Genomic DNA, 23,571 nt, shown 5'->3' on the forward strand with positions numbered 1-23,571 from the left:
CGAATGGCCGGAGTGACTCACGCCACTCCGGCCATTCGAACAAATGTACGACTACTTACGCCGCGACCTTCGTGCGCTCAGCGCGGTTGATCGAAGAAACGATCGCCTTGAGCGTCGCACGGGTGGTGTCAGGATCAATGCCGACGCCCCACAGACGCTGGCCATCAACCTCAAGGTCAACATACGCAGCGGCTACCGCGTCACCACCCGAGCTCATTGCGTGCTCAACGTAGTCAAAGAGCGTGACCTCGTGGCCACTCTCGTTCACGCCCGAGATGAACGCGTCAACAGGACCGTTACCGCGCGAGGTCATCTGCTCGCGTGCTTCACCGTCACGGTAGTCAACGACGAGCTCGGTGACACCGTCGCCTGCACTCGTCGATGCGGTGCGGAACAGCTCGTAGCGACCCCACTGGTCAAACTCGGTACCGGCGGTCGGCAGGTACTCATCCTGGAAGATGCGCCAGATCGACTCGCTCGAGACCTCGCCACCCTCGCTGTCAGTGACGTCCTGCACGACAGCGCTGAACTCGATCTGCAGTCGACGCGGCAGATCCAGGTTATGGTCAGTCTTGAGCAGGTACGCAACGCCACCCTTACCCGACTGCGAGTTCACGCGAATGACCGCCTCGTAAGAACGGCCGAGGTCCTTGGGGTCGACGGGCAGGTACGGAACCGCCCACTCGATTTCGTCGACGCTCTTGCCCGCAGCCTCAGCATCGGCCGCCATGCGCTCGAAGCCCTTCTTGATCGCATCCTGATGCGAGCCAGAGAATGCGGTGTAGACCAGGTCGCCAGCCCAAGGGCTGCGCTCGGGCACGCGAAGCTGGTTGCAGTATTCGGCGGTACGGCGAACCTCGTCGAGGCGCGAGAAATCAATCTGGGGGTCAATTCCCTGCGTGAACATGTTGATGCCCAGTGCGACCAGGTCAACGTTGCCGGTGCGCTCACCGTTACCGAAGAGGCAACCCTCGATACGATCCGCGCCCGCCATGTAGCCCAGCTCCGCTGCAGCGACGCCGGTACCGCGGTCATTGTGCGGGTGGAGCGAGATGATGACGTTCTCGCGATTGTTGATGTTGCGGCACATCCACTCGATCGAGTCGGCGTAGACATTCGGCGTTGCCATCTCGACGGTCGCGGGCAGGTTCAAAATGACCTTGCGCTCGGGGGTCGGCTGGAACACGTCGAGGATCGCGTTGCAAACCTCTGCCGCGTACTCGAGCTCAGTACCGGTGTACGACTCGGGTGAGTACTCGTAGAAGATGTCGGTGCCTGCGCAGATGTGCTCGAAGGACTTGCAGAGCTTTGCACCCTCGACTGCGAGCTGCTTGATGCCCTCGCGGTCCTGACGGAACACCACATCGCGCTGCAGAATGCTCGTCGAGTTGTACAGGTGAACTATCGCCTGCTTCGCACCGATGAGCGACTCGTAGGTGCGCTTAATGAGGTGCTCGCGTGCCTGGGTCAGCACCTGAATGGTGACGTCATCGGGAATCGCGTCGTCTTCAATGAGCTGTCGCACGAAGTCGAAATCGGTCTGGCTTGCCGAGGGGAAGCCAACCTCGATCTCCTTGTAGCCCATCTTCACGAGCAGATCGAACATGATCCGCTTACGCTCGGGGCTCATCGGATCGATAAGTGCCTGGTTGCCATCACGGAGATCGACTGCGCACCAGCGCGGAGCCTCGGTGATCTGCTTCGTGGGCCACGTGCGATCGGGGAGATCAACCTTGATGATCTCGCTGTACGGACGGTAACGGTGGGCCGGCATGCCCGAGGGCTGCTGCATGTTCTTCATGAACCTTGTATCTCTCTACGTTCGCTTGTTTGTTCCGCCAAACACAAACACCGCGACGAGGAAGGCCAGAAGGATTAGGCCTCGTCGCGGCAACTAAGGAGAAGCGTGCCGAACAGCATGTCTTTCACTATAGCACCCGCTAACCTAGCCACATGCCATGGACACGCTTTGCGCTAACCCCTGTACTGCTGCTGGCGGCATCCTCTGCCGCAATATTTGGCGGATCAGCACCGGCTTCAGCCGATGTTGACGACTTCTCCTACAGCAGCTGGTCTGTGGACTACCGCATTACGCAAGATGACGACGGCCGCGCACTCACCCACGTGACCGAGACACTCGTGGCCGAGTTTCCCGAGGTTGATCAGAATCGCGGCATTGTTCGCGGTCTGCCGATGAACTACGAGAAGGCGGCAATCGATCCACGAGATTTCACCGTCACTGACGAGCATGGCGCAGCGGTCCCCTTTGACACTGAGGTGGACGAAGACGGGGACTTCATCGCGGTCCTCACCGGAAACAATGACTACGTCCACGGCCGCCAGACCTACGTCATCGACTACACGCTCAGCGACACCATTCTCGCGCGCGACGACGAAACCGCCGACGAGTTCTACTGGGATCTCGTTGACTTCGAACACCACCAACAGATCGACGCCTTTCAGGCATCAATCACCGTAGATCCCACGCTTACGTCTTCGCTCAATGGCAACGTTGCGTGCTACGCCGGGGCTGCCGAATCAACGGACCGTTGTGACATCTCGCGCTCGGGCACGACATTCACCGTCCCCCCGGCCCCACTCGCCGCATATGAGGGCGTCACGGTCGCTATCGGATTCGCGCCGGGCACCTTCACCCAGCCGCCTGTGCGCCTGCCCAACGCACTCCTCGACACCGTGCCGTTCCTATCCGGCGGACTGGCTTTTCTCATGAGTCTCGGCTCGATGTTCACGGGGGTGCGATACATTCGCAAGCGGCGGATCGATCGCGGCACCATCATTGCCCAATACGACGTTCCCCGCGACCTCCCTCCACTGCTGGCAGCCAAGATTGCTGGGCGCTCCAGCTCCCCCGTTCCCGCCGAGTTTGTTCATCTCGCAGTGCAAGGCGCGATCCGCATCGAAGACGACCCCAAGAAGCCTGGCGCTCGATCGGCAAGGCCGACGCTGCGCCTGATGAGCCGCGAGGCAGCAGTCGACCCGCTCGATGGCGCGACACTGAACAAGCTCTTCGGAAGCGCGGGTCCCGGCGCGAGCAAGACGCTCCCAAAGAAGGATGAGAAGTTCGGCGCTAGCATGCAGAAGCTCACGGAGGCAGGGAGTAAGCAGGCTCACTCGCGGGGCTACTTCGAGAAACGTCAGGTACCGCTTGCCCGGCTGCTCGCCTTCATCAGCATGCCGATCGCCGCGGTGCACATTGTGCTCACGATCATGGCACTGGTACAACGTGACTCCGGCTCGTCGGTACTGTTCCTCATCATCGCAATTGCCGCCATCGTCGGCATCATTTTTGGCCTGGTGCCACATGAGATGCACACGAAGCGCGGGGCCGAGGCACGCGAGTACCTGCTCGGCGTGAAGGAGTTCATTTCGGTCGCGGAGGCGGATCGCATTCGCGTGCTGCAATCACCCACCGGAGCAGAACGCCGTGAGGTTGACGAGGCGACGGTCGTGGAACTCTATGAGAAGCTCCTCCCCTACGCGATGCTGTTTGGCCTCGAGAAGCAGTGGACGAAAACCTTGCAAACGAAGTATGCGGAGACGCCAGGGTACTCCCCGCTCTGGTATCCGGCGCTCATGATGCACGGCGGGATCGATCGCTTCGCGAGCGAGATCTCACGCTTCACCGACAACATGAGTTCGTCGGTGAGCTACACCTCAAGCAGCTCGGGCGGATCGAGCGGCGGTGGCTTCGCCGGCGGTGGCGGCGGAGGCGGGTTCAGCGGCGGTCGTTAGCGGTCGGTGACGGCCGGTGACGGCTGCCCGAGGCGCGCTCCCTCGCCACGCACACGCAAAAGGGCCCGTTCTCTCACAACAGACAGTTGCAGCGGTGAATAGCTGCACGTCTCGAGAGAACGGGCCCTTTCGCGTGGTTGAGCGCAGCAACGTGGCCGCGCAACCGCGTTACTGCGCGTTGCGGTCGTACTTCGCCTGGCCGAAACCGATGATGAAGAAGCCGATCGTGGAGAAGATCCAGATCAAGAACACCGAGAATGCGGTGCTCTTGCCGAACTTCATTCCCACACGGAGGCACACCATGATGTTGAAGATGAAACCGATGATCGGAACGATGTAGAGCAGCGAAAGCCAGCCTGAGTAGCCGGCAATCTTCACGAGGAAGATGATGTTCACAATCGGGATAATCGCGAGAATACCCGCGTACCCGGCCTTGGTGAAGACCTTCCACATCGCAATGACGACGAGGATGTACCAGGCCACGGAGACTACGCCGAGACCACCCTGCATCAATGCGACAAACTGCTCACTTACGTCCACTTCGGTCTCCTCTTCGAGGTCGGATTGCGCTGGCTATGTAGCCGCTTTAGAAACCGAGCTTACCGAGCGCCTTCGGGTCACGCTGCCATTCCTTCAAAACTTTTACGCGGATCGAAAGGTACACCCGGCGCCCGAGCAGCTCTTCAATGCCTTTGCGTGCGGTCTCACCGATCGCCTTCAGACGCTGCCCGCCCTTGCCGATCACGATGCCCTTCTGGCTGTCACGCTCGACGTACACCGAAGCGTAAATCTCGATGAGGCCATCCTCGCGCTCCTCGCGGTCATCGACCGAAGCTGCGAGCGAGTGCGGCAGCTCTTCACGAGCACCCGCGAGTGCAGCCTCACGGATGAGCTCTGCGATCCGCTCGTCTTCGCTCTCATCGGTGATCGTCTCGTCCTCGTAGAGCGCTGGCGACTCAGGCATGAGGTCGAGGAGCACCTCAGAGAGGATGTCGAGCTGCTGGTCTTCCGTTGACGAGATCGGCACGACCGCATCCCACTCGCGCATTGCGCCGAGCTTGGTGAGCTGGTCGATGATCTCGGTCTGCGAAGCACTGTCGATCTTCGTGAGGATCGCAACCTTCTTTGCACGCGGGAAATCGTTCAGGCGCTCATCGATGAAACGATCGCCGGGGCCAATCTTCTCGTTCGCGGGCACGCAGAAACCGATCACATCGACGTCGCCGAGCGTGGTCTCCACGAGTGCGTTCAGACGCTCACCGAGGAGCGTGCGCGGGCGGTGAATGCCCGGGGTGTCAACGATGATGAGCTGACCATCGGGACGGTGCACGATACCGCGAATCACGCGACGCGTCGTCTGCGGCTTTTCACTCGTGATGACGATCTTCTCGCCAACGAGTGCGTTGGTCAGGGTCGACTTGCCAACATTGGGGCGACCGACGAATGAGACAAAGCCAGCGCGGAACGGCTTCTCAGCAGCCTCCGCAGGCCCGGTCACGTCGCCAGCAGGCTGCGAAACTTCTTCGCTCATGATGATTACTCTTCCTCTTGCTGTGCTGACGACGCTTCGTCGTCATTGAATTTTTGGGCGCGGATCGTGACGAGCCGCTGTCTGCGACGCTCGACCTCGACGGCCTCAAGTCTGATGTCCTCGACGACTGCGGAGTCGCCGGGTTCCGGGAGTTTGCCTACGAGCATGGTGAGCAGGCCGCCGACCGTATCAACGTCTTCGACGTCGAGTTCGGCCTCGAACAGGTCTGCGAGACGGTCGATCGGCAGGCGCGCACTGACGAGGTATGTCTCGTCACCTTCCTCGACGATGTCAACGGTTTCACGGTCATGCTCGTCGCTGATCTCGCCAAAGAGTTCCTCAATGAGGTCTTCCAGCGTCACGAGGCCGGAGATGCCGCCGTACTCGTCCACAACGAACGCAAGGTGGTTGGCCTCGTCCTGCATCTGCCGCAGGAGACGATCCGCGCGCTGAAGCTCGGGGACAAACACCGGCGACTTCGTAATGCGCGTGACCGGTGAGGTTTCTGCCTCATCAGGCCGCCGCAAGACGAACTTACTCGCGTCGCGCAGATGCACCACGCCAACGATGTCATCGGTGTCCCCACCGACGACCGGAAGGCGTGAATGACGCGAGCTCAGCTGCGCTTCAAGCGCCTCGCGCACGCTCTGATCTGCGCTCACGGTCACCATGTCGATGCGCGGCACCATGACTTCGCGAACGTAGGTGTCGTTGAGCTCAACGATCGAATGAATGAGGTCGCGGTCGTCGTCTTCGAGCACAGCCTGCTCGGCCGCTTGATCAACCACGGACAGCAGCTGTTGCTCATCACGAATGCGAGCAGCACCGTCACGACCGGGCGTCACTCGGTGGCCGAACCTGATCAGGCCGTTCGAAAGCGGACCCAAAAGGATGCGGATCGCGTGCACCGTCGGAGCCGTAAAACGAATCACGCCGTCAGGGCGATGAGTACCGACCGTGCGCGGACTCGAGCCGACGAGCACGAACGTCACGGCCGTCATCACGATCGTTGCGATGACGAGTTCGAGCCACAGTTCGTCGAGCATGTAGGCGAGCACGAGCGTGATGAGTACCGCCGAGAGCACCTCAGCAAACACACGTGCAAATGACAGCGCGTTGATGTGGCTTTCTTCGTTCTCGGCAATCGCGCGGATCGACTTACTCGAGCGACCACCCTCGTCTGCGAGCGCGAGGAGTTCAGCCCGCGAACGCACCGAAAGTGCCGCATCGGTTGCAGCGAGCAGGCCACCGATCGCGGCAAGCAGCAGCGCCGCGATGATGAGGAGGGCAGCTAAGCCAGCGCTCAAAGTGAACGCTCTCGCGCGTGGAACGCGGTGACGATGTCGCGCTGAATGCCGAACATCTCGGCTTCCTCTGGCGGGGTCGCGTGATCGAAGCCGAGCAGATGCAGCATGCCGTGCGTCGTGAGAATGATGATCTCCTGCGCGAGGTCATGTCCCGCGGCGTCGGCCTGACGATCTGCCACCTGGGGGCAGATCACGATGTCGCCGAGAATGCCAGCTGGCGTCTTCGAATCAAGACGACCGGGGCGCAGCTCGTCCATCGGGAAGCTGAGGACATCGGTTGCGCCAGGTTCGCCCATCCACTGCTCGTGCAGGTCAGACATCGCGGGCTCATCGACGAGCATGATTGCTACGTCGGTGTCGGCGTGCACGTGCATCGCCTCGAGCGCGAACAGCGCGAGGCGCTGCAGCTGCTCTTCAGAAACTTCGATTGCTGATTCGTTATTGATCTCTACGCTCATGAGGCGTCTCCTTGGTTCTTCTGCTCATCGTAATCCTGGTACGCGTCGACGATGCGACCGACCAGGCTATGACGAACGATGTCGTCTGCGGTGAGCTCCGCAAAATGGATGTCCTCGACGTCGCCGAGGATGCGCTGCACAACTCCGAGGCCGCTGCGGCCCTTCGGGCGATCGACCTGGGTGAGATCGCCCGTGATGACCATCTTCGAGCCATAGCCGAGACGGGTCAGGAACATCTTCATCTGTTCGGGTGTCGTGTTCTGCGCTTCGTCAAGAATGACGAACGCTTCGTTCAGGGTGCGACCGCGCATGTAGGCGAGTGGGGCGACCTCGATGGTGCCGTTCGCGAGCAGACGGCCGACAAGATCTTGGTCCATCATTGCACTCACCGCATCGAACAGCGGGCGCAGGTACGGGTCAATCTTTTCCTCAAGACCACCGGGCAGGAAGCCAAGGCTCTCCCCCGCTTCGACCGCGGGACGGGTGAGCATGATCTTCGAGACTTCGCGGCGCTGCAGGGCCTGCACGGCCTTCGCCATCGCCAAGTACGTCTTGCCAGTGCCGGCAGGTCCGATGCCGAACACAATAGTGTTGTCATCAATCGCGTCGACGTAGCTGCGCTGGCCGTCGGTCTGGGCACGTACGGCGTTGCCCCGCACCTGCACGATCGGCTCGCTGAGACGCTGGGCGGCGGATCCCGCCTGCCCCTTGTTGACCAAATGGGTGATCGCGCGCACATCGTGTGCTGAGACCTGCCCGCTCTTGCGAGCAAGATCGAGCACCTCAAGCACGACTGCCTCAGCGGCACGCACCTGTGCGACGTCACCGCGCAGGGTCATCACCTCATCACGTACGTGGAACCGTACGCCTGGATGCAGCTCCTCGAGGTCACGAACGAGCTGGTCTCGGTGCCCGAGGAACGAACTCAGTTCGACACCCGAGAGCGTAATGGTGCGTGTCAGCTCACGTGAGTTGACGGACGCGGAAGTGGGGCTGGTTGTTTCAGGCTCCAACGAGCGAGTTCTCCTTGAGGTCTCCTGCGAGCACATGGGCGTGCACATGGAATACGGTCTGGCCGACAGTTTCACCCGAGTTGAAGAGCAGACGGAAGTCACCGTTGCCGTGCTTCTCTGCGAGCTGCTTCGCTACCGCAACCATCTCGGCGAGGGTTTCGGGGTCACCAGCGGCAAGTTCGACGACGTTCTCATACTCGGTTGATTTAGGGATCACGAGAATGTGAACGGGCGCCTGGGGCGCAATATCTGGGAACGCGATCACGCGCTCGGTCTCGGCGAGAATCTCGACCGGGATATCTCCAGAAACGATCTTGGCGAAAATGGTGTCCTGAGCCATACCACCAGTCTACCCGGCCAGGGCCGATGCGAAAGAGTCGCAAACGCAGTTCGCCCCTGGCAGACAGCAAGCGCTGGAGCCAGGGGCGAACGATGCGATGACGAACAGTCGTTTTAGGCTTCGTCGGTTGCGGGCACGTCGGCCTGCAACTTTTCTGCGTCACGCTTCTTCAGCTTCTTCCGAACAAGCGGCCAGAAGAGTACGAGTACCACGGTCGCAATAAGGCTCGTCCACACCTGGGTGCGGCCTGCCTCAGTCGTGAGCATGATGATGAGGATCGCGACGATTGCGAGGATGAGGACAATGTTCAGCCAGGGGTGCAGCCACATCTTCAGCTTCAGCCCCTTCACCTCATCGGGGCTCATCTTCTGACGCAAGCGCATCTGCGTGATTGCGATGAAGACGTAGACGAAGAGCGCAACGAGGCCAGCCGAGTTCATGATGAACGAGAAGACGCCCGAGTCAGGCGCTGCGAAGTTCACAATGGTTGCGGCGACCGCACCACTCGTGGAGGCGATCAGTGCCCAGACAGGCACGCCGTTACGTGAACGCTTCGAAATCAGCTTTGGCGCGAAGCCCTGGTCTGCAAGAGCAGCGAACATGCGTGATGCCGAGTACAGGCCAGAGTTCAGTACCGAGATCACCGCGGTGAAGATGATGAGCTGCATGATCATCGCTGCGCCGGGAACGCCCAGCAGCGAGAACACCTGCGTGAACGGAGCGACTGCGACGCTCACGGGTTCGGGGAGTTCATCCCAGGGAATGACCATCGTGATGATGAGCACTGCACCCACGAAGAAGAGCAAGATGCGCCAGATGATCGTGTGCGTAGCCTGACGGATACCCTTCGCCGGGTCTTCCGATTCAGCGGCTGCCATAACCGCAATCTCAGTGCCGAAGTACGAGAAGATGACGAGTGCTACACCAGTGAAGACTACGCCGAAACCGTTCGGTGCGAAGCCGCCATGCTCCCACAGATTCGGTACAGAGAACGTTGCATTCGGCCAGAGACCAAGCGCGAAGAGCAGACCAGCACCCAGGAACACCACGATCGCAACGACCTTGATGCTTGCGAGCCAGAACTCAACCTCGCCGAAGGTACGAACCGAAATGAGGTTGGTGCCAACGAAGATTGCGATCAGAATGAGCGACCATGCCCATCCTGGCAGGAAGGTGAACCAGCCGTTGAGGGTTTCACCACCGAGTACGGCCTCATATGCAAGGACACCGACCCAGAAGTACCAGTACAGCCAGCCGACGAGATACGCCGCCCAGTTGCCCAGACCAACTCGTGCATACTCCATGAACGAACCGATGGTGGGCCGCGCCGCCGCCATCTCTCCGAGCATGCGCATCGCCAGGAAGACGAGAAGTCCGCCAATGAGGTAGGACAGCACCGCTGCCGGTCCAACCGCGCGAATAACGTTGCCAGATCCCACAAACAAACTCGCGCCAATGATGCCACCAAGCGTGATCATCGTCACGTGGCGAGACGCCAGCTTTTTGTGCTGAATGGGGGGCGGCGTCGAGGCGTTCGGTATCTCTTTTGCTCCGTTGTTTAGTGCACCGTTTGAGTTGTTGTCACTCACTTGTAAAAACCTCTATATACCTATGTTCAACGCACATCTTTCGGGAACGCTCGTAGCGAACCCCATGCGTGAGCACGATGGTATACCCAGGTGACTTATATCGCAAAAGCCAGAGCTTGGCCAGAGTTGAAATGATCCCGTTTGGTGGAACAAATCAGTGCATATGCACTGATTTACCAGCGGTGTAGCCCCACATTCAGCACGGCGAGCGCAGCTGGACCAGCAGATGATGTGCGAAGTACCGTATTTCCGAGTACGAGCACACGCGCGCCAGCAGCCTCAAGCTCGTCAATTTCGCCGTCAGAAAGTCCACCTTCTGGGCCAACAACGAGCATGATCTCACGCGCCTGACGGTCAAGACCATCGGTAGCCCAAGAGCTCAGCGCACGTTCACCGCGCGGGTGCAGCACGATGACTTCGATTTCGGGATCCGCTGCAGCCGCACAGAGGTCACGTGTGGTCGCGAGCGGACCAACTTCCGGGATCCAGGCACGAAGCGACTGCTTCGATGCCTCGCGAGCAATGCGCTGCCATTTGGCAATGCCCTTCGCTGACTTCTCTGCGCCGCCAGCGCCATCCCAGCGCGAGACTGAACGCGCAGCCTGCCAGGGCACAAAGCCGTCAACGCCAAATTCCGTCGACTGCTCGACGGCGCGCTCATCTCGGTCGCCCTTTGCGAGCGCTTGTACGAGGGTGAGGCGAATCTCTGGCGCTGCGTCCTGCGTCACGTCGAGCAGACGTACCGAAAACCGGTCCTTGCCAACGACGGTTGCCTCGGCGTTTGCGAGCGCGCCCGCGCCATTGCCGATGAGGATCTGCTCACCCTGCCGCAGACGACTGACGCGAACTGCGTGCCGAGCTTCGTCACCGGTAATTTCGATGACGGCGCCAGGAACGAATTCAGCTGCGGTCAGGCCCTCACGGTAGTAGAGATTCGCCACGGCGCTTAGTTCTTAAAGAAGCGATCGCGGATCTTGCCGAAGAAGCCCTGGTGGAACTCACCAAAGTGGGGATCTTCGTCCTTGCGCAGTGCCGCGAGCTGGCGCACGAGATCTTTCTCACGCTTGCTGAGCTTCGCGGGGGTCACGACCTGCACAGCAACCTTGAGGTCGCCGCGGTTCGTGGTCTGAAGGCCCTGGATGCCGCGGCCACGCACGGTGATGATGTCACCCGACTGGACGCCAGCGGGAACCTCAATCTCAACCTTGTCACCGTCAAGCGAATCGAGCGAGACCTCAGCGCCGAGCACCGCGTCAGTCATTGCGACCTGGAGCGTGCTGAGCAGATCATCGCCGTCGCGGCTGAAGATGTCGTGGTGCGTCACACGGAATTCAATGAAGAGATCGCCGTTGGGGCCGCCACCTGGGCCAACCTCGCCACCACCACGCATCTGCATGCGGGTGCCGGTCTCGATACCCGAGGGGATATCGAGGGGAAGCTCGCGGCGCTCGCGCACGCGGCCCTTGCCTGCGCACGAGGTGCAGGGGTGCTCAATAATCGTGCCGTAGCCTGAGCAGCTGCCGCAGGGGTGCATCGTCACAACGTTGCCGAAGAGCGAGCGAACCTGACGCTGCACCTGACCCTGGCCGTGGCAGACGTCACAGGTAACGGGGCTCGTGCCGGGCTGGCAGCCACTGCCGTCACACGTATTGCAGAGCACTGCGGTATTGATGGTGATGTCGCGCTTCGCACCGAAGACAACCTCTTCGAGGGGAACGTCAATGCGAATGAGTGCGTCCTCGCCGCGCTCGGCGCGCGAGCGGGGGCCCTGTGATCCGCTGCCGAAGCCGCCACCAAAGAAGGTCTCGAAGATATCGCCGAAGCCGCCGCCTGCGCCGCCGAAGCCGGGCTGATCGCCACCGCGGTCGTAACGCGCGCGCTGCTCTGCGTCGCTGAGCACGTCGTATGCGTGAGTGACGTCCTTGAAACGCTCTGCGGCGTCCTCAGACGGGTTCACATCGGGGTGGAGCTGACGCGCAAGCTTGCGGTACGCCTTCTTGATCTCTTCTGGGGTCGCTTCGCGGGAAACTCCGAGGACCTCGTAGTGATCTGCCACTCTGATTGCTCCTTAGTGGTTGCGGTGAAAAACTGATGAAAAACGGCGAAGGCTGCTAGTGCGCTTCGTCAAGGATCTGATTGAGGTACCGTGCGACAGCGCGGACGCTCGAAATGTTGCCTGCGTAGTCCATGCGGACGGGACCGAGCACGCCGAGGCGCGCAGCATTGTCACCTGCGGAGGCATAGTTGGTGGCGATGACCGACGCTTCGGGCAGGCCATACAGCGCGTTCTCACGCCCGATCGAGGCGGCAACGTCACGCTGGTCATGCACGAGTTCTTCAAACAAGCGCAACAGCGTTACCTGCTCCTCGATCGCCTCGAGCACGGTGGTCAGGGTACCGGAGTACTCCCCCGGCCGCGAGAGATTCGCTGTGCCAGCAACCGCGATCTTGTCACTGCGATTCGCTTTGAGCTGCCCGAGCACGATGTCGAGTACGCGCCCGATGAGCTCGTTTTCGAGCGGATCGACCCACTCGTTCGCGTTCGCAGCGAGTGCGGTCAGCGCGCGTTCAGCGGAGTCAAGATCGAGACCGATGATCGCCTGCGCGATCCGCCCCCTGAGTCCGTTCACCCACGCCTCGGTCACCTGCGCAGAAGGCAACTTCGCGACCTGCTGCTCAACCACGCCGGAGCCAAGGATGAGCACGCACAGCACGCGATCTTCGCCGACGGCAACGAGGTCGATGTGACGCACGACCGTGCTGCGTAGCGACGGGTACTGCGCAACGGCCACCTGGTTCGTGAGCTGCGCGAGCAGTCGAACCGTGCGGCTCATCGCATCGTCGAGATCATTCGATTCACCGAGGAACCGTTCGATCGCGGTGCGCTGCGCCCCCGTGAGCGGACGTGCGCGAGCCAAAGTGTCAACGTAGAGCCGGTAGCCCTTGTCCGTCGGCACACGGCCAGAAGAAGTGTGTGTCTGCGCGATGAGCTCTTGGTCTTCGAGCGAAGCCATGTCATTGCGAATGGTCGCGGCCGAAACCCCGAAGCTGTGCCGATCAACGATGGATTTCGAACCAACCGGCTCGCTCGTCGCAACGTAGTCACTCACGATCGCGTGCAAGACAGCGAGACCGCGTTCGGTAACCATCGCGACTCCCTTCCTGGCACTCAACACCTTCGAGTGCCAAGTCTAGCGCAGCCAGCCTCAGAAATACTTAGCTCAGCAGAGCGCCGACTACGCGGTCAGCGAGCAGCCGCCCCTTGAGTGTCGGCACGATTCTGGGTGCGGATCCGCCACTTCCCAATGCAGCGCGACCCTCGATGAGGCCGTCAGCAATCAGTCCGGCAACCGCTCCGCGTTCGCTCTCAGCAAGAGCCGCGATCGGGAGGCCGTCGGCAATGCGGGTCTGCAGGAGCACCTGTTCCTCGTGCCGAGCCTCGTCGTCGAGCAGTTCACGCTCGAGCGCGGGCGAGAGGCCCTGCGAGATCCGGTCAGCGTAGGCGCGGGGATGCTTGACGTTCCACCAGCGCGTGCCACCGATGTGACTGTGCGCACCCGGGCCGGCAGCCCACCAGTCCTCGCCGGTCCAGTACGAGAGGTTGTGGCGTGAACGGTGATCCTCGCTGCGCGCCCAGTTACTCACCTCGTACCATTCGTAGCCGGCTGCCGCGAGCTTCGCGTCTGCATGCTCGTACATCTCAGCGTGCAGGTCGTCGTCAGTCTCCGGGTACTCGCCGCGCTTGATCTGCGCGGCAAGCTTCGTGCCGGGCTCGACGATCAGAGCGTAGGCCGAGAGATGATCGGGCGCCATCGCGAGTGCAGCATCGAGCGTGGTCTCCCACTCCTCGATGGTCTCGCCAGGCGAACCGTAGATGAGGTCAAGACTGACCTGCAGGCCGACCTCGCGCGCCCAGGCAACCACCTGCGGCACGCGCTCAGGTGAGTGCGTACGGTCAAGCACGCGCAACACCTTCGGCACAGCCGACTGCATGCCGAAGCTCACGCGGGTGAAGCCGTTGTCTGCAAGGTGCTGCAGGTAGTCGCGATCCACCGAATCGGGGTTTGCCTCGGTCGTGACTTCAGCGCCCTCCGCGATGCCCCACTCGTCACGGATACGGTTGAGCATCAGCACGAGGTCGGCAGCGGGAAGCAGCGTCGGGGTACCGCCGCCGAAGAAGACGGTCGACACCTGGCGCTCGGGAAGACCCGAGTCACGCATCACCTTGGCACCAAAGCTCAGCTCAGTTGCCGCCTCAGACGCGTAGTGCGACTGGTTCGTGGTGCCGAGCTCGCTCGCGGTGTAGGTGTTGAAGTCGCAGTATCCGCAGCGCACACGGCAGTACGGGACGTGGACGTACACGCCGAACTTCCGGTCTTCTGCGCCAGGAAGCACAGAGGCCGGAAGGGCACCGTCAGCGGGAGCAGGCTCGCCGGGCGGGAAGGTGCTTGGCACGGTTAGCGATCCGCCGAATCATCAGCGGGAAGCTCGATGATTATGGGTTCGGCAGCATCCTCAGACACTACCGGGTCAGTTTCAACCGCAACATCGCCCGCTGCCGCGTCGTTCGGCAGCGTGTTCACCGGGGCAGCACCGGGCTGCAACGCCTCAAGGATGCGCTTGGCAGCATCAACGACGTTGCGTTGATCGCCACGTGCCTTCAGGCCGAGGAAACCGTTCTGCGAGGAGTAGAAGAAGCCGCGAACGCCGGCCCAGACCGTGCCGTCTTCTTTCAGCTCCACAACCGCGAAGTGCTCGCCGTAGGGGCCGCCCTCTGCAGAACGATCGCCCCATGCGAAGCCAATGCGGTTCGTCTCAACGAGCGTGTAGACCACGAGAATCTCGCGGTCGAGGTCGCCAATTCGCAGCCGAGCAGTGGTGCCAGCAGTGATGAACGGCTCACCGTCGGGGCCAAACAGCTCCTCGGTGTTGCCACTGGGCAGGGGCGAACCCTCGGCATCGAACGCGACACCAACGTAGTTACTGCCCTCGCCACGATCGACATCGTCGACCGCGCAGCCCGCACCACGGTGCGCACCCCAGGTCATCAGCCAACTGGAGGCCAGGATGAATCGCTCTTCGCCGCTCCCGAGCTGGGCCGTCTCCTCGTATGAGGTACTCCCGGCAGGCGGGAAGCGGAGCAGATCACTCGCCCGCGAGGCGCCGACGGCTGCGTAGCCAACCGGCATCTCGCGGTGCGTCGAGCGCCGCGGAAGTTCTTCCTTCGGCGCCGGGGTCACTTCTTCGCGTCCTTCGTCTCGACGTCGCCCGACAGCGCTGCGATGAAGGCCTCCTGTGGCACCTCAACGCGGCCGACCATCTTCATGCGCTTCTTGCCTTCCTTCTGCTTTTCGAGCAGCTTGCGCTTACGGCTGATATCGCCGCCGTAGCACTTGGCAAGGACGTCCTTACGGATGGCGCGGATCGTCTCGCGAGCAATAATGCGCGAGCCAACCGCTGCCTGGATGGGCACCTCGAACTGCTGGCGCGGGATAAGCTTGCGCAGGCGCTCAGCCATCATCGTGCCGTAGTGGTATGCGTTGTCACGGTGGACGATCGCGCTGAACGCGTCGACCTTGTCGCCCTGGAGGAGGATGTCGACCTTCACGAGGTCTGCTTCCTGCTCACCCATGGGTTCGTAGTCGAGTGACGCGTAGCCCTGGGTACGACTCTTGAGATGGTCGAAGAAGTCGAACACGATCTCGCCGAGGGGAACGCTGTAGCGAAGCTCAACGCGCTCGCCGAGGTATTCCATGCCCATGAGGCTGCCTCGGCGGCTCTGGCAGAGCTCCATGACGGTTCCGACGTAGTCCTTGGGGGTGAGAATCGCGACGCGCACGACGGGCTCGCGAACCGAGCGGATCTTGCCCTCGGGGTACTCGCTTGGGTTCGTCACGGTCGTCTCCGAGCCGTCTTCACTCGTGACCTGGTAGACCACACTGGGCGCGGTCGCGATGAGGTCGAGGTCGAACTCGCGGCGCAGGCGCTCCGAGATGATCTCGAGGTGCAACAGGCCAAGGAAGCCACAGCGGAAGCCGAAGCCAAGCGCGACCGAGGTCTCTGGCTCGTACTGGAGCGCCGCGTCAGAAAGCTTGAGCTTGTCGAGCGCCTCGCGGAGCACCGGGTAGTCGGAACCGTCGATCGGGTACAGACCCGAGAAGACCATGGGCTTCGGGTCAGTGTAGCCGGGCAGCGCCTCTTCAGCACCGTGGAACTTGGTGGTGACGGTATCGCCAACCTTCGACTGGCGAACGTCCTTCACACCGGTGATGAGGTATCCCACCTCGCCGACGCCGAGACCCTTGGTCGGGGTCGGCCCGGGAGCCGAGACGCCAATCTCGAGCGCTTCGTGCTCGGTCTTGGTCGACATCATGAGGACCTTCTCACGCGGGGTGAGCTTGCCGTCAACCATACGGACGTAAGTAACCACGCCACGGTAGGGGTCGTAGACCGAGTCGAAGATCATTGCGCGGGCGGGGCCGTCAGCGTCGCCGACGGGCGCGGGAACGCGCTCAATGACGCTGTTGAGCAGCTCTTCAACACCCATGCCGGTCTTGCCCGACACCTTGAGAATGTCATCGGGGTTGCCACCGATGAGATCCGCGATCTCAGCAGCTACGCGCTCAGGGTCTGCAGCTGGGAGGTCGATCTTGTTCAAGACGGGGATGATCTCGAGATCGTTCTCCATCGCGAGGTAGAGGTTCGCGAGCGTCTGCGCCTCGATGCCCTGTGCGGCGTCAACGAGCAAGATCGCACCCTCACACGCTGCCAGCGAGCGAGATACCTCGTAGCTGAAGTCAACGTGACCCGGGGTATCGATCATGTTCAGTGCATAGTCACCACCGTCGTGGTTCCAATGCATACGGACAGCCTGCGACTTAATGGTGATACCGCGCTCGCGCTCGATATCCATGTTGTCGAGGTACTGAGCGCGCATATCGCGGTCAGAAACAGTGCCCGTGACCTGCAGCATGCGGTCAGCGAGGGTGGACTTACCGTGGTCGATGTGCGCGATGATGCAGAAGTTGCGAATCTTCGCGGGGTCGGTCGACGACGGCGCTGGGGGGTTCACACTACGAGGAGACATTGTGGCTCATTATCTCACAGTGGCCCCTGAGTTGCTGTTCCCCCTATATGAGAGCACGCGTGGCGTGCCCCTGAGCGCGGTTGCGGCGCTGCTGGGCACCACCGGGGCGCGGATCAGCGCCTCCCCCACAACCGCTCTTACGCACGTTGTGTGACCGTCACGCGTCCACAATGCGAACACGCACGACGACGCACCCAGCAGGAATGACCCTTCATCTGATAGAGTTAATCTCTGACTTGCGTGTGGAACTATCCACACATCCGGGAGGTGCCCTCTCTCACCGAAACGGAACAATTCATATTGACCTTGAAATGAAGGAACTCACTTAACGTGGCAAACATCAAGTCGCAGCTGAAGCGCATCAAGACCAACCGCAAGGCTACCGAGCGTAACCGTGCATACAAGAGCGAGCTGCGTACCCTCATTCGCAAGACCCGCGAGTCGATCGCGGCTGGCGACAAGACCGCTGCTGAGGCAAACCTCAAGGTTGCTACCCGCAAGCTCGACAAGGCTGTTTCGAAGGGTGTTCTGCACAAGAACAACGCTGCGAACCGCAAGTCGAAGCTCGCAGCTCAGGTTGCAGCTATCTAAGACTGCTTTCTGAAGCATCGCAAAGCAGCGGATCACTTCGGTGGTCCGCTGCTTTCGTCTATCCGCAGTCGTGATGTGCTGCGTTCATGTGAGGAGACACGCTTTGCCCGCTGCTTGGAAAGCACTGTTGCAGACGAAAACCCCGCCGCGCCCTGCGCTGAGCAAAATCGTGGTCGCCACGCTGGTCGCTGGCATTGCGCTGTGCTCGTTGGTCGCGATTGGCACATGGACGGGGCATCAACTACTGATCCCGCCGCTCGCTGCGAGCATGGTGTTGATTGTGACGGGTCCGAATCTACACCTGTCGCAGCCGCGTCAGGTCGTTGGCGGGCACCTGCTGTCTGCGCTGGTCGGCGTGGGCGTTGGCTACATCAGTCATTCGCTGTGGGCTGCCGCTATCGCTGGCGCACTCTCGCTCGGCGTGATGCTCGTGCTGCGCACGGCGCACTCCCCTGGCGCGGCGACGGCGATGATTGCGGCGATGACAGTGTCGGGTCAGTGGTCGCTGATTATCTCGACGGTGCTTGGCGCGATCATTCTCGTGGTGTTCGGCATTCTGTTGAACAAGATCAAGCACACGGGCTACCCCGCATACTGGTGGTAAACCGGCGTTAGCGGCTGGTGCGGCCTCGGAGAGCAACGAAGCTCACGAGCTGCTCGAGCGCGTACTCGGGATCGCGGGTGCCGCCCTTGAGCTTCCACTCGGTCTCGCACGCCAAGTCGATTGCGCGTGCGAGGTCTTCTTCGCGCCAGGCCTGCGCGTCACGTACGGCGTTCTGCACCATCCACGGTGCCATACCGAGTTCTTTCGCAAGCTGACCCGCGTTGCCACGGGCACCGTAGACTCGTGCCATGCCGCGCAGCTTCATGTTGAGTGCCGCGAGCATCGGGATCGGTGAGAGGCCGGTCAGGAGCGCCTGACGCAGGAGCACGAGCGCGTCTGAGCGCCGGCCTGCAATTGCCGCATCTGCAAGCTTGAAGCCGCTGGCCTCGACACGGCCCTCGGTCGCGCGGTTGACCTCGGTTTCGGTGAGGTTGCGGCCGACGTCTGAGACGAGCTGCACGCACGCACCTGCGAGCTCACCGACGCTACCGGAGGCGTAGGCCGCGACGAGCATGCGGACCGCGCCAGGTGTTGCCTGCGCGCCAAGGCGACGGAACTCCTGCTGCGCGAACGCGAGTCGGTCAGACTCTTTCTTGATCTCGGGGCACACGATCTCGATCGCGCCGGGTGCGCTCCCGCGAACAGTGTCCAACAAGGCTTTGCCGCGCATGCCATTGACGTGACGAAGCACGAGAGTCGTGTCTTCTGCCGGGTCAAGCACATACCGCTTGGCGTCTTCAATGAACGCATCGGAACTTTTCTCGACATTACTCACGCGGATGAGTCGAGGTTCGGCAAAAAGCGACGGGCTCGCAAGCGTGAAGAGTTCGCCCGCCGCATAGGACGCAGCATCGATATCGTGCACCTCGAGCTCAGCATTCTCAGCTTTGAGCTGTTCGCGAATGCGTTGCCCTGCCCGATCAGCAAGAAACTCTTCAGCGCCGCTCACGAGCACGGTTGGCGCTGGGCGCGCTTCGGTCCAGTCACACTGCGGTGCCTTGGTCTTCGCGCTCTTCGCCGGTGTCGTTCGTGCTGCTGCTGCCACGACACACACTCTACCCGCCCCCGCCGACATCAGCAGGTTCACCCCAGTTAACGCCCCATGAGCATCCCACTGGAAACACATGGATAAGCGGGAACCTCATTCATCTGACTAATATTAGGAGAGCCTTACTTCTATGACTAACTCCCAGGTGACCATGACAGTTCTCACTCTGCACGCCGACCGTGCACCACGCCCGAGCCTCCAGACTGAAGCCCCTGAGCCACTCTTGGCACGGCTTCCTCTGCACTCGCCAGAACACTACGTCGCCGATCCATATCTCTTCACCACTAGCGTGCACATCCCCAACCATGCCGTCACCTGGGCTCGCCACAGTCACCCAGAACACGAGCTCCTCTGGACAGACCGTGGTGTTGTCACAATGGTGACTGGTGGCCGCCAGTGGACAGTCACCCCAGGCATTGGACTATGGATCCCAGCCGGGATGGAGCACGAAGGCTCCTCACGCGAAAGTACCGAGATCCGCACCACCTACTTTGCACCGGAAAGCTGGACGCGCGTCTGGGACAAGCCCGTCGCGGTGCGACTTGTGCCGGCCGCACGTGAGTTGCTGATTCACCTGAAGAATACCCGCATGTCAGTGCAACAACGCTTGCGTGCGCAAGAGGTCTGCATCGACATGCTTGAGTTGAACGATTCTCTTGGTCTCGACGTCCCGATCCCAGAGGACCGGAGGCTCGCACTTCTCGTGGAAAAGGTCCTGAGTGACCCGGCCGACGACCGCTCTCTCGAGCAGTGGGCTTCGCTGCTCAACATGACATCACGAACGCTTACTCGTGCATTCAGCGCCGAAGTTGCAATGAGCTTCACGCAGTGGCGTCGACTCGTGAGAATGCGCGCTGCGCTCGGCTCGCTCACCGATGGCAACAGCGTGAAGTACGTCGCACGTCGTGTGGGCTACAGCACAACAAGTGCGTTCGTCACTGCTTTCAGAAAGACCATTGGCTGCACGCCAGGCGAGTTCACCGAGCGAATTACCGGGCAGGGCCGAAACCGGCGCGCAGCTTAACGCCTGTCTCATATGAGAAACGACCTGTCTCCCCAGGTCTGAAGTACCACCGTAGCTTGGAAGTACGCGCCAGACCGGCGCGATCGCCCTCACAGCCACCGGAGCTCGCCTCGCATTATGCCCATGCCGACTCAAGCCAGCACTCAACCCCGAGATCACGCGGACTTACGCGATTCACCGGAACGACCGAGCCAAGGAAAGGCCTCAGGAAACCTCGCACGCACGCTCTGGTTATTCGTGGCTTGTCTCGGACTCGGTGTCATCGTCGTCGCAAGCATCGTCATCGGCTCACGTGAAATTCCCCTGGCTACCGTGTGGGACGCACTCTTCGCACCGGCCGATACCGAGGATCACTTTGTCGTCCGCGATCTGCGCGTCCCCCGCACCGTCGTCGCTATCGTCGTTGCTGCAGCACTTGGCATTGCCGGGGCACTCATTCAGGCACTCACCCGCAATCCTCTTGCAGATCCCGGCATCCTTGGCGTCAATTCAGGGGCCTCATTCGCTGTCGCAGTGGGGGTCGGCGCATTCGGTGCAGCCTCAATCACCGAATACATCTGGTTCGCGTTCGGCGGCGCCCTCATCGTCACGTTTGCGGTGTACGCCATCGGCTCGGCTGGCCGCGGTGGCGCGGATCCACTCCGACTCGTGCTCGCTGGTGTTGCGCTCGGTGCAGCCCTGAGTGGCCTAACTTCAGCTTTGACGCTGCTAAATCCTCAGGCCTTTGACAAGATGCGAAACTGGGGCGCCGGCACCGTCGTCGGTCGCGACCTCGATACCGTTTGGCCTGTCTTGCCGTTCCTCGCAATCGGACTGATCATCGCCATGTGCCTCGCACGATCGCTCAACGCCATCGCGCTCGGTGACGATCTGGCTGCGGCGCTCGGCGCGAACGTGCTGCGTACCCGAATCCTCGTGGTCATTGCGGTAACGCTTTTAGCTGGTGGTGCAACCGCAATTGCAGGACCAATTGGTTTCGTCGGCCTCATGGTGCCGCACGTTGCACGCTGGATCGTTGGGCCAGACCAACGGTGGATCTTTGCCTACACCCTGGTTCTCGCACCAGCACTGCTTTTACTTGCGGACATCGCCGGACGACTCATCATGCGTCCAGCAGAGGTCCCCGTCGGAATCGTGACAGCGTTCGTGGGCGCACCGGTACTCATTATGCTCATCCGCAAGCGGAAGGTGAGTGGCCTGTGAGCACTCCATCGAAACCACAGTCGGCATACACGCAAGGAGATGCTCCAGCGAATCCGCACCTGCCACAGCATGTGCAGTTTGGCCGCACCTTCCGCAGATGGCATGTGCGCGGCGTATGGCTCCGAATCGACATGCGTGTGTTCACCATGTGCCTCGCCCTGGTGACGCTCGCGGTCGTCATTTTTATTGCGGCTCTCGCAAGCGGCGACTACCCGCTGACAGTTGCTCAGGTATGGCAGGCACTCACCTCGCAGGCCGAAGAGTTCACGCGGACCGTCGTCATCGAGTGGCGCATGCCGCGCGCGCTCGCGGCATGCGCGTTTGGCACAGCGCTTGGGGCAAGCGGCGCTATCTTCCAGTCGCTCACGAGAAACCCGCTCGCAAGTCCCGATATTTTGGGCTTCTCAGCCGGCGCCTACACCGGCGCGCTCATCGTCATCATTGTGCTGCAGGGCACTTACCTTGACGTTGCAGCAGGCGCGTTCGTAGGCGGCATTGCTACTGCTGGACTCGTGTACATTCTCGCGTTCAGGGGTGGCGTGCAGGGTTTTCGACTCATCATTTCAGGTATCGCGGTGTCAGCAATGCTGAGCTCGCTCAACACGTGGCTGACACTCACTGCAAATCTCGATACCGCCCTGGTCGCGGCTGTCTGGGGGGCCGGATCCCTCAACGGCATGACCTGGCTACAGACCGGCGCTGGCACTGTGCTGGTGATCATACTTCTTGCGGTCACCCTAGGGTTCACTCGACCGCTCAAACAGCTTGAGCTTGGCGATGATGCCGCGCAGGCACTTGGCGTGCGCGTCGAGCCTATTCGCCTGGTTCTCATGCTGCTCTCGGTCGCACTCATCGCCGTAGTAACCGCCGCAGCTGGCCCGATCTCATTCGTCGCGTTCGCCGCACCGCAGATCGCGCGTCGCATTACTCGATCTCCCGGTGTCTCTGTTGCCGCATCGGCCTGCATGGGTGCGGTTCTCCTTTCGGCCTCTGACTATGTCGCACTGCACGCGCTTCCAGCAATGCTTCCAGTCGGCACCGTGACCGTCGTTCTTGGTGGCGGTTACCTCATTTGGTTGCTCATCGCCGAAGCCCGCAAGCGCGGTTAACACCTTCATTCCCCACGCTCTCAGAAAGCACTCGCATGACTGTTTCTCCTTCTGCCGCCACTGCACTACAGGTTGCCGACGTCACGATTGGCTATGACCGAAAGACCATCTCAGAGAATCTCTCGGTCGCGATTCCAGACGAATCATTCACCGTCATCGTTGGCCCCAACGCGTGTGGCAAGTCGACCCTGCTTCGCGCACTTTCCAGACTCATACGTCCGACTGCCGGCGAAGTGCTGCTCGACGGCAAGAATATTGCAACGTATAAGGCGAAGGCTGTAGCGCGGAAGCTCGGCCTACTTCCCCAGTCATCCATCGCCCCAGAGGGAATCACTGTGGCGGATCTCATCGCGAGAGGCCGGTACCCACACCAGGGCCTCATCCGCCAGTGGACCGACGTTGACGAACACGCTGTACTTCAGGCTATGAACGCAACGGGAGTCACCGAGCTCTCACCCCGTCTCGTCGATGAGCTTTCAGGTGGACAGAAGCAACGCGTGTGGGTCGCCATGGTGCTTGCTCAAGAAACCCCGCTGTTGTTGCTTGATGAACCCACCACTTATCTCGATATTGCACATCAGATTGACTTACTCGAACTCTTCACCGATCTGCACCTTGCTGGAAACACGCTTGTTGCAGTCCTACACGACCTCAATCAGGCAGCGCGTTACGGCACTCACCTCATCGCTATGAAAGATGGCGCCGTGGTTACCCAGGGGTCTCCAGAAGAGGTCGTCACCGCTGAGATCGTCGAGGAGGTCTTTGGGCTCGCGTGCATCGTCGTTCCCGACCCGGTCACCGGATCCCCGACCGTTGTGCCACTCGGTCGTGACCGTTCACGTCCAGATCGCGAAGCGCCACGTCTCCCCCTCGATGCGAGAAGTTTCTAACGTTGTACTCAGTGGCCAAAGCAA

General features: G+C 61.2%; 22 protein-coding genes. 7 read left to right on the forward strand and 15 right to left on the reverse strand.

The genetic code is table 11. The features are described 5' to 3' along the window. Positions 1-55 precede the first annotated feature (55 nt). On the reverse strand, positions 56-1,801 hold the full coding sequence (gene leuA / locus ICM05_RS08265; protein WP_188024102.1) for a 2-isopropylmalate synthase: 1,746 nt from the start codon (positions 1,799-1,801) through the stop codon (positions 56-58). Positions 1,802-1,953: 152 nt separating this feature from the next. Here leuA and ICM05_RS08270 point away from each other — a divergent pair, with 152 nt between their 5' ends. Further along, entirely contained in the window at positions 1,954-3,753 is a 1,800-nt protein-coding gene (locus ICM05_RS08270) for a DUF2207 domain-containing protein (RefSeq protein ID WP_188024103.1), read from the forward strand. A gap of 168 nt (positions 3,754-3,921) precedes the next feature. On the opposite strand, the gene ICM05_RS08275 is transcribed toward ICM05_RS08270, so the two are convergent. From ICM05_RS08275 to lepA, 13 genes are all read right to left on the reverse strand, one after another. Beyond that, positions 3,922-4,293, reverse strand: coding sequence for a DUF5684 domain-containing protein (locus tag ICM05_RS08275; RefSeq protein WP_353055858.1), 372 nt, complete (start codon positions 4,291-4,293; stop codon positions 3,922-3,924). Positions 4,294-4,339: 46 nt separating this feature from the next. Beyond that, the gene (gene era, locus ICM05_RS08280) at positions 4,340-5,284 is read right to left on the reverse strand and encodes a GTPase Era (protein ID WP_188024104.1); all 945 of its coding nucleotides are present in this window, start codon (positions 5,282-5,284) and stop codon (positions 4,340-4,342) included. A 5-nt stretch (positions 5,285-5,289) separates the two neighbouring features. Continuing rightward, positions 5,290-6,591, reverse strand: a complete 1,302-nt coding sequence (locus tag ICM05_RS08285; RefSeq protein WP_188024105.1) for a hemolysin family protein — start codon at positions 6,589-6,591, stop codon at positions 5,290-5,292. Continuing rightward, positions 6,588-7,049 carry an rRNA maturation RNase YbeY gene (ybeY, locus tag ICM05_RS08290; RefSeq protein ID WP_188024106.1) on the reverse strand — a complete coding sequence of 154 codons (462 nt, stop codon included), beginning with the start codon at positions 7,047-7,049 and terminating at the stop codon, positions 6,588-6,590. Before ybeY ends, ICM05_RS08285 begins: the two co-directional genes overlap by 4 nt. Next, a complete protein-coding gene (locus tag ICM05_RS08295) occupies positions 7,046-8,062 on the reverse strand; it encodes a PhoH family protein (RefSeq protein ID WP_370566770.1) in 1,017 nt (338 codons plus the stop codon). The genes ybeY and ICM05_RS08295 overlap by 4 nt, the downstream gene beginning before the upstream one ends. Then, a complete protein-coding gene (locus ICM05_RS08300; protein ID WP_188024107.1) occupies positions 8,052-8,402 on the reverse strand; it encodes an HIT domain-containing protein in 351 nt (116 codons plus the stop codon). Before ICM05_RS08300 ends, ICM05_RS08295 begins: the two co-directional genes overlap by 11 nt. A gap of 113 nt (positions 8,403-8,515) precedes the next feature. Next, the gene (locus ICM05_RS08305) at positions 8,516-9,880 is read right to left on the reverse strand and encodes an amino acid permease (RefSeq protein ID WP_188024250.1); all 1,365 of its coding nucleotides are present in this window, start codon (positions 9,878-9,880) and stop codon (positions 8,516-8,518) included. A 284-nt stretch (positions 9,881-10,164) separates the two neighbouring features. Then, positions 10,165-10,932, reverse strand: coding sequence for a 16S rRNA (uracil(1498)-N(3))-methyltransferase (locus ICM05_RS08310; RefSeq protein WP_188024108.1), 768 nt, complete (start codon positions 10,930-10,932; stop codon positions 10,165-10,167). A gap of 5 nt (positions 10,933-10,937) precedes the next feature. Continuing rightward, entirely contained in the window at positions 10,938-12,047 is a 1,110-nt protein-coding gene (gene dnaJ / locus ICM05_RS08315; RefSeq protein WP_188024109.1) for a molecular chaperone DnaJ, read from the reverse strand. A gap of 55 nt (positions 12,048-12,102) precedes the next feature. Beyond that, complete coding sequence (gene hrcA, locus ICM05_RS08320) at positions 12,103-13,140, reverse strand: heat-inducible transcriptional repressor HrcA (protein WP_188024110.1); 1,038 nt, start codon at positions 13,138-13,140, stop codon at positions 12,103-12,105. 67 nt (positions 13,141-13,207) lie between these two features. Further along, on the reverse strand, positions 13,208-14,446 hold the full coding sequence (hemW, locus tag ICM05_RS08325) for a radical SAM family heme chaperone HemW (protein ID WP_188024111.1): 1,239 nt from the start codon (positions 14,444-14,446) through the stop codon (positions 13,208-13,210). Positions 14,447-14,448: 2 nt separating this feature from the next. Then, positions 14,449-15,231 carry a DUF1990 family protein gene (locus tag ICM05_RS08330; protein WP_188024112.1) on the reverse strand — a complete coding sequence of 261 codons (783 nt, stop codon included), beginning with the start codon at positions 15,229-15,231 and terminating at the stop codon, positions 14,449-14,451. Continuing rightward, positions 15,228-17,078, reverse strand: coding sequence for a translation elongation factor 4 (gene lepA / locus ICM05_RS08335; RefSeq protein ID WP_188024113.1), 1,851 nt, complete (start codon positions 17,076-17,078; stop codon positions 15,228-15,230). Before lepA ends, ICM05_RS08330 begins: the two co-directional genes overlap by 4 nt. Before the next feature lie 330 nt (positions 17,079-17,408). Between lepA and rpsT the strand changes: the two genes are divergently transcribed. Next, positions 17,409-17,669 (forward strand): 30S ribosomal protein S20, encoded by a 261-nt coding sequence (gene rpsT / locus ICM05_RS08340; protein ID WP_188024114.1) that lies wholly within the window; start codon positions 17,409-17,411, stop codon positions 17,667-17,669. 127 nt (positions 17,670-17,796) lie between these two features. Next, the gene (locus ICM05_RS08345; protein ID WP_215401763.1) at positions 17,797-18,273 is read left to right on the forward strand and encodes an HPP family protein; all 477 of its coding nucleotides are present in this window, start codon (positions 17,797-17,799) and stop codon (positions 18,271-18,273) included. Positions 18,274-18,280: 7 nt separating this feature from the next. Here ICM05_RS08345 and holA read toward each other — a convergent pair whose 3' ends face one another. After that, positions 18,281-19,318, reverse strand: a complete 1,038-nt coding sequence (holA, locus tag ICM05_RS08350) for a DNA polymerase III subunit delta (RefSeq protein ID WP_353055859.1) — start codon at positions 19,316-19,318, stop codon at positions 18,281-18,283. 133 nt (positions 19,319-19,451) lie between these two features. On the opposite strand from holA, the gene ICM05_RS08355 reads away from it, so the two are divergent. The 4 genes from ICM05_RS08355 (at position 19,452) to ICM05_RS08370 (ending at position 23,547) form a co-directional block, all read left to right on the forward strand. Continuing rightward, entirely contained in the window at positions 19,452-20,345 is an 894-nt protein-coding gene (locus ICM05_RS08355) for a helix-turn-helix domain-containing protein (protein WP_188024115.1), read from the forward strand. A 237-nt stretch (positions 20,346-20,582) separates the two neighbouring features. Further along, entirely contained in the window at positions 20,583-21,548 is a 966-nt protein-coding gene (locus tag ICM05_RS08360; protein WP_353055860.1) for an iron chelate uptake ABC transporter family permease subunit, read from the forward strand. Then, positions 21,545-22,657, forward strand: a complete 1,113-nt coding sequence (locus ICM05_RS08365) for an iron chelate uptake ABC transporter family permease subunit (protein ID WP_215401765.1) — start codon at positions 21,545-21,547, stop codon at positions 22,655-22,657. Before ICM05_RS08360 ends, ICM05_RS08365 begins: the two co-directional genes overlap by 4 nt. 35 nt (positions 22,658-22,692) lie before the next feature. Then, entirely contained in the window at positions 22,693-23,547 is an 855-nt protein-coding gene (locus ICM05_RS08370; RefSeq protein WP_188024117.1) for an ABC transporter ATP-binding protein, read from the forward strand. The last annotated feature ends 24 nt before the right edge of the window (positions 23,548-23,571 follow it).

Source organism: Leucobacter sp. cx-42 (assembly GCF_014529985.1).
Classification (GTDB): Bacteria; Actinomycetota; Actinomycetes; order Actinomycetales; family Microbacteriaceae; genus Leucobacter.

Bases quoted from the DNA above. Each gene is read 5' to 3' on its own strand.
- era (WP_188024104.1), bottom strand. From the start codon at position 5,284: ATGAGCGAAGAAGTTTCGCAGCCTGCTGGCGACGTGACCGGGCCTGCG.
- hrcA (WP_188024110.1), bottom strand. From the start codon at position 13,140: ATGGTTACCGAACGCGGTCTCGCTGTCTTGCACGCGATCGTGAGTGAC.
- ICM05_RS08270 (WP_188024103.1), top strand. From the start codon at position 1,954: ATGCCATGGACACGCTTTGCGCTAACCCCTGTACTGCTGCTGGCGGCA.
- ICM05_RS08355 (WP_188024115.1), top strand. From the start codon at position 19,452: ATGACTAACTCCCAGGTGACCATGACAGTTCTCACTCTGCACGCCGAC.
- leuA (WP_188024102.1), bottom strand. From the start codon at position 1,801: ATGAAGAACATGCAGCAGCCCTCGGGCATGCCGGCCCACCGTTACCGT.
- ICM05_RS08305 (WP_188024250.1), bottom strand. From the start codon at position 9,880: ATGATCACGCTTGGTGGCATCATTGGCGCGAGTTTGTTTGTGGGATCT.
- lepA (WP_188024113.1), bottom strand. From the start codon at position 17,078: ATGTCTCCTCGTAGTGTGAACCCCCCAGCGCCGTCGTCGACCGACCCC.
- ybeY (WP_188024106.1), bottom strand. From the start codon at position 7,049: ATGAGCGTAGAGATCAATAACGAATCAGCAATCGAAGTTTCTGAAGAG.
- ICM05_RS08370 (WP_188024117.1), top strand. From the start codon at position 22,693: ATGACTGTTTCTCCTTCTGCCGCCACTGCACTACAGGTTGCCGACGTC.
- ICM05_RS08300 (WP_188024107.1), bottom strand. From the start codon at position 8,402: ATGGCTCAGGACACCATTTTCGCCAAGATCGTTTCTGGAGATATCCCG.